The 6,131-nt window shown below is 45.4% G+C and carries 6 protein-coding genes; all 6 read right to left on the bottom strand.

Features of this window, described 5'->3' with window-relative positions; all coding sequences use genetic code 11:
- Nucleotides 1-319: nucleotide-binding protein (locus tag HOLDEFILI_RS07295; protein WP_006058914.1), on the bottom strand; the 319-nt coding region annotated here is incomplete at its 3' end.
- The gene (locus tag HOLDEFILI_RS07290; protein ID WP_006058913.1) at nucleotides 319-1,026 is read right to left on the bottom strand and encodes a YveK family protein; all 708 of its coding nucleotides are present in this window, start codon (nucleotides 1,024-1,026) and stop codon (nucleotides 319-321) included. The genes HOLDEFILI_RS07290 and HOLDEFILI_RS07295, both read right to left, overlap by 1 nt.
- 39 nt (nucleotides 1,027-1,065) lie before the next feature.
- Nucleotides 1,066-2,109 (bottom strand): LCP family protein, encoded by a 1,044-nt coding sequence (locus tag HOLDEFILI_RS07285; protein WP_039864501.1) that lies wholly within the window; start codon nucleotides 2,107-2,109, stop codon nucleotides 1,066-1,068.
- A gap of 545 nt (nucleotides 2,110-2,654) precedes the next feature.
- On the bottom strand, nucleotides 2,655-4,043 hold the full coding sequence (locus tag HOLDEFILI_RS07280; RefSeq protein WP_006058911.1) for an MATE family efflux transporter: 1,389 nt from the start codon (nucleotides 4,041-4,043) through the stop codon (nucleotides 2,655-2,657).
- Between the two features lie 116 nt (nucleotides 4,044-4,159).
- Nucleotides 4,160-5,515, bottom strand: a complete 1,356-nt coding sequence (locus tag HOLDEFILI_RS07275) for a dicarboxylate/amino acid:cation symporter (protein WP_006058910.1) — start codon at nucleotides 5,513-5,515, stop codon at nucleotides 4,160-4,162.
- Nucleotides 5,516-5,747: 232 nt separating this feature from the next.
- Nucleotides 5,748-6,122 (bottom strand): DUF6054 family protein, encoded by a 375-nt coding sequence (locus tag HOLDEFILI_RS07270; RefSeq protein ID WP_039864279.1) that lies wholly within the window; start codon nucleotides 6,120-6,122, stop codon nucleotides 5,748-5,750.
- Nucleotides 6,123-6,131: the final 9 nt, after the last annotated feature.

Below are 6,131 nucleotides of genomic sequence, written 5' to 3'. Positions count from 1 at the left end.
CTTCTTCAAACTCAGCCTGATGACCGATGATATCCGAGATGCCTTTTTTATTCTTTAACTTCAGTTTCTTATGAATTGTTGGCATCCGCAAGTCTAAATCAATGACTAAGACTTTCTTTTGTAATTGGGCATACACCATAGCCAGATTGAGGACACAGGTACTCTTCCCTTCCTGGGCTGTCGTTGAAATAATATTGATAACCTTCATATCCCGATCGAAGTTTCGCATCAGAATATTGGTTCTCAAAGTCCGGTAAGCTTCGGATGCAGGCGCATCTGGGTCGATTAAGGTAATCAGTTCGTCGCCAACTCTCAGCATTACTCAGCACCTCCTGTTCCATGCGTCATATCAGGTATTAAACCGATTATCGGATAATCAAAGATCTGTTTCATTTCTTCTTCAGTCCGGATATTTCTGTCATTTAATAAGAGATAAACAACAATGCAACCATCAATAACGCAGCCCAGTAAGAAGCCTATCAGAGTATTTTTAATATTCGATGGACTGGATTTTTTCTCTGGAATCTTTGCAGAATTTAAAACGGTCACATTTTCAATATTCATAATAGAATAGATCTTATCTCGAAATACATCCACGATCTCATTCGCAATCACTGCAGCTTCTTTTGGATCTTTTGACGTTACCGCAATCGTGATGACTTCCGTATCTTTCACTGAGCTGATCTTAACGATCTTCTGATATCCTTCCGTATCTAAGTCTTCCAATTTTAGATTCTGAATTACTTCATCGCTGATCGCTTCACTCTTCAGGATCTCGCTGTAGGTATTCACCAGCTTTTGTGATGTCTGAAGGTCATTATAGCTGATCTGTTGACTGTCAGGGTTGGACTTCTGGACAATGATCAGCTTTGCTTCCGCTGTGTATTTCTTCGGTATCAGAAACAGCGTGATCAAAGCCGCTACAATCGAAGCGGCCAGGATGATCAGCGCGAAAGGTTTGAAATGCTTTTTGATGATTTCAAACACCCGCGATAGATCAATTTCAATTTCGTCGTTTTCGTACATTCTCGTCTCTCCCCTTATTTCTAATTAAAAAGACCCTACTTAGGATCCGAATTCTCTTTGTATATTTTGTTCAAGTTGAATTATCGTTGAACTTGGCTGATAATCTTCATCTTCATAAATGTTCCAATGAAGTTCTTTCGCCAGGTCTTCATAGTTTTCCATCATATAGATCGGACTGAATCCGTTGTATTCGATTACCTTCTCAATTGAGTCCATTCCTTTTGATGGAATCTGAAACTGATCCAGATGCTTCAAATCGAAGCTCAATAACGAACTGACATAATTCTTAATTTCATTATTAGTCAGATTCGTTTCTATATAAGGAAGCATTTCATTGACGATATCCATTAATTCAATTAAATTCTTTTTACTGAGTTTCTCAATAATCTTTAAGATAACTTCATTCTGACGATCCATTCGATGAAAGTCGTCATCCGTTTCTCTAATCCTACAATAATAAGTAGTTTGCTCCCCATTTAGATGATAGACACCATTTTCCTCTCTTGCTCCTATGTCATAAATCATTTGAGATAATAAACCTTCAGGCAATACAAAATCAACTCCACCAACTAAATCTACTAAGTGCGAAAAAGCCTCAAAGCTAAATCCAACATACTGCGTGATATCTAAATCAAAGTTATAATTCAACATCTTGACAGCCAACTCGGGGCCACCTCGCCAATGGGCATGATTCAGTTTTTCGTAATCATTGTAGGGTTCAGGTATCCAGATTAACGTATCGCGTTGCAAAGATGTAATCTTGATTTTCTTGGCATCAAAATCTAACGATATGATCTTTGTAGCGTCTGCGCGCTCCATTTCATAATCATTCCATTGTGCTTTTCTTGCATTATCGGAACCAAACAAAGCAATATTTACGATGTGATGATTCTTCACTTGATCTAAGACTTCCTGATTGATCATTGCGTCTTCATCAGTCAGTTTTCGGGATCGGATTGTTTTATTCAATAATGAGTCGATATAGAGATTTCCGCTTAAAACTAGCCCTAAGATTAAAGCGACGGGAATCCCTACAATTAATAATAATGTCTTTGTTTTATTCCTTTGTTTCTTTCGTTTCAATTTGTCACATCCTTTGTTAGAAAACAAAAAAAGGTACGCTTCGCCGACCCAGACATTAAAAAATGGGTTCGTTAAAAGCATACCTTTGAAACCCTTCCCCAAGGTGCCCCTTGCAGCCATTAAGGAAGAATAACTTTCTTTTTCAATTCAGTTCCGTTTTTTCCAATAAAAAAGCAAAAAATTTGTAGCACTTTTTTGCGGATGATTGAACTAACGCAAACCTAATTCACATTTGTAAGAAAACCTACACATTTTGTGACAGTGATTTTTAAGGTAATTAATGGAAATAATTGCCCTATCCTCTTACATTAGACATTATAAAAGCAGATCAGATGATTGTCAATCAAAGTGTAGGTAAAGTTCCAGTTTCGACACCTAAAATGTAATGAATTACGTGTTTTTTGTCCTGAACGTTCATTAAAAATTATAAAAAATCGAAGTATTTTTACCTTCGATTTTTTATTTATACAGTTTTAGAACTCAAGAAAATCTAACTGGACTTACACCCTAACGAATCTTGTAAACTGTTTAAAAGAATAAACAAATCAATTTTGAAGCCCTTTCCTCTCTTCTTTTTTCAACCTGCGCTTTAACCAGCCGCCCTGCAGATAATACAGCACAAACAGGATCGAAGTCAGACTCCACGTCAACGGATAGCTGAACAAAACATTCTCAATCGTAGGATTCAGCGGTACGGCGATCCAGATCCAAACGACGCGCAATACACATACCCCCATGCAAGTCATGATCATCGGGATCACAGAATCTCCTGTTCCGCGCACCGCCCCGGACAACACTTCGATACACACATAAGTAAAATAATAAGGAGCCAGATACAACAACATCTGCATCCCCACCTCAATCACCGCCGCGTCCTGCGTAAACAGATGATAGATCCAGCGGCTGGTCACCATCAGGATCCCACTCATTCCCAAGGCCGTGCCAAATGCCATCGCCAGGCACACCTTGACGCTCTTGTGAATCCGGTCGATTTTACGCGCACCGAAGTTCTGTCCGACAAACGTCGTGATCGCCACGCCGAAAGCCCCCATGATCATCCAGAAGATCCCGTCGATCTTCCCATACGCCGTATACGCCGCGATCGTGTCCGTGCCAAACGTATTCACGCTGGCCTGAATCACAATATTTGACACCGAATACATGACCGACTGCAGCCCAGCCGGGATCCCGATTACGACGATTTCCTTCAACAACTCACCATGCAGCCGAATTCGCTTGCGGATCAGCCGGTAACGGTCATCCTCAGCCTGAGACAAGCTCAGATAGACAAGTCCGCCGCTGATAAACTGCGCCAGGCAGGTAGCCGCCGCCGCGCCGAAGACGCCCCATTGGAAGACCAGGACAAAAAGCAGATCCAGAACCACGTTGGCCAGGCAACAGACAATCAGAAAGTACATCGGCCGCTTGGAATCCCCGACAGCCCGCAGAATACCGGACCCGACATTGTACAACAAATTCGGAATCAAGCCGACGAAGTAAACGATCATATAAATCAATGAATAATTCATGATGTTCTCCGGCGTTCCCATCGCCCTTAACGCCACCGGTGCGCCGAAGATCCCGATCACCATCATGATTGCTCCCCCAATCAACGACATGGCCACCGCCGTATGCACGGCATCGCTCGACTGTTCCACCTTCCGCGCGCCGTAATACTGCGAAATGATGACCGTCGCGCCCGAAGACAAGCCGACAAAGAAACCGACGAGCAGATTGATCAAAGTCCCCGTCGCGCCCCCAACCGCCGCCAGCGCCTCCTTGCCGACAAACTGGCCGACGATAATCGCGTCGACCGTGTTGTATAACTGCTGGAAAAACGTGCCCAGCATAATCGGAAAGAAAAACAGCAGCAGCTGTTTCCAAATAACCCCTTCCGTAATCTCATTAACCGTTGGATGTTGATGCTTCCTCATCAGTGATGCTCCCCCTTAAACTGAATACTAGAATAGCACTGAAATTCCTGTTTGTCACGGACAAATATGAAAAAACCAGAAGCTATTTTCAGCTTCTGGCAAACATGGCTTAAACCCTAGTTTTGTTCAGCATTGTACTGTTTTTCGTCCAGCATTTTCTCACTCCGGGCGACGATGACCGACGTTGCGGCATCCCCCACGACATTCAGCGAAGTGACCAGCATTTCAATCGGCCGGTTGATCGCCAGGATCAGCGAATACGCCAGTAACGCCGCGTCATTGGTATAACCCATCCCCGTCAGAATCGTGAACAGGATGACCGCTCCTGCCCCCGGAGCCGCCGGCGTACCGATCGAAGCGATCAGCGCCAGGATCGCAATGATCGCGATGCTGGAAACCGTCACGGAATAGCCGGAGGAAGCCGCGACGAAGATTGCGGCAATGACCTGCATGATTGCCGTTCCGTCCATATTAACCGTCATGCCTAACGGCAGCGTGAACGATGCGATTTCATCGCTGACGCCCAGTTCCTCGGTTACCGTCTTGCGGTTCAGCGGCAGCGTAGCCGCACTGGAGGACGTAGAGAAGCCAAACACCGCGACCTTCGCAATCTTCTTAACGAACGGAATCGGATTGATCCGGCCCAAGACCGCCACAAAGACTGCATAGCCGACAAGCAGGAAGGCCAGCAGAAGCAGCACCGTCGTGACGACATAGGCCAGCGCCGGCTTCAGATGATCGATACCGTAAATCGCAAACGTCCGGGTCAAAAGAACGAAGATTGCCAGCGGACCAAATTTATTGATGACATAGCTTAAGCAAACCGTGATGATATCGCTGATTTCCTGCAGCAGCTTCTTTAAAACGGTTACCTTGGAACCCAGGGCGTTGATGCCCAACCCCGTCGCTACCGCTAAGAACACCACCGCCAGCACTTGTCCGTTGGTTGAGAATGCACTGGTCATGTTGTTCGGAACGATTGACAACAAGATTGACAGCGGATTGCTTCCGCTGGACCCCGTCGAGACATTCAAGCCGCTGACCTCCACCGCGTTGAAAGCTCCAGTCGCGTAAACGGTAAGGCCGACCGCTCCGGCGATCACCAGCGCCACCACCGTCGTCAGTAAGAATGTTCCCAGCGTCTTGCTGGAAATCCGTCCCAGCTTGCGCGTATCCGTAATCTGGCAGATCGCCAAAGCGATCGAACAGAAAATCATCGGTACGATGATGACCTGCAGCGCGTTGACAAACAGCTGACCGACGATGTAGAACAAACCGATCGCGTTCTTGCCCGCCTCCGCCGTAATATCCTGGAATAATAGATTGTTGATGGCCGCCCAGGTCTGGGTCTGGCCCGAGGTCAAGAGATTTTCACGAAGCATCAGCATGGCCAGGCCGCAGATCAGCCCCAGAACCATGGCGATCGCCATTTTGACGGCAAGATGATTGCCTTTTTTTTCTGTTTTTTTCATACAGTTCCCCTTTCATAAAAATACTCCTGACCCTTTAAGATCAGGAGTAAATGAACAGGCGAAACGTATTCATCTTCCTTGAGCAGCCTCACGGGACTCTCTTAAAGGATCACTTCAAAAAGTATACTCATAAATGAAGCCTCTGTCAATAATCAAAAACAGCTTATTTCCGGAGCGGCTTTCGCCTTAGCGTATCCTACTTCTTGAGGATGGATCTTTTCTGAGAAATGATTTACGGACGAACGCCGGCCGCATCCGGGATCCGCTTGAAAGCGTACGAAAACAAAAGCTTCTCGACCTTTTCCAAATAGTTTTCATAGTTGCCCCAGCTGACATTGAACGGTCCGTAGCCGCCAGCCATAACCGCGACATAAGCCATAATCTCCCTTTCTCGAATAAACAAGGTGATTGTCACGCCCGTTGCCGAATTCATCCGCGCGTAATAACGCTCGGCGGTGATGATCTGCACCTCGGTATCGCCTACCCGCTGCTGATAAACGACGACGTCCTTGCTGAAAGTTTTGACCTGGCTGGCGAAGGTTTCCGCAAACGAAGCCTCTGGCTGTCCTTCAAAACGATAGAGCTGATCGATGATATTTTCACTCATATTTATTTC

Source organism: Holdemania filiformis DSM 12042, from assembly GCF_000157995.1.
GTDB classification, from domain to species: domain Bacteria; phylum Bacillota_I; class Bacilli_A; order Erysipelotrichales; family Erysipelotrichaceae; genus Holdemania; species Holdemania filiformis.
This window is presented reverse-complemented; position numbering and strand designations above follow the sequence as displayed.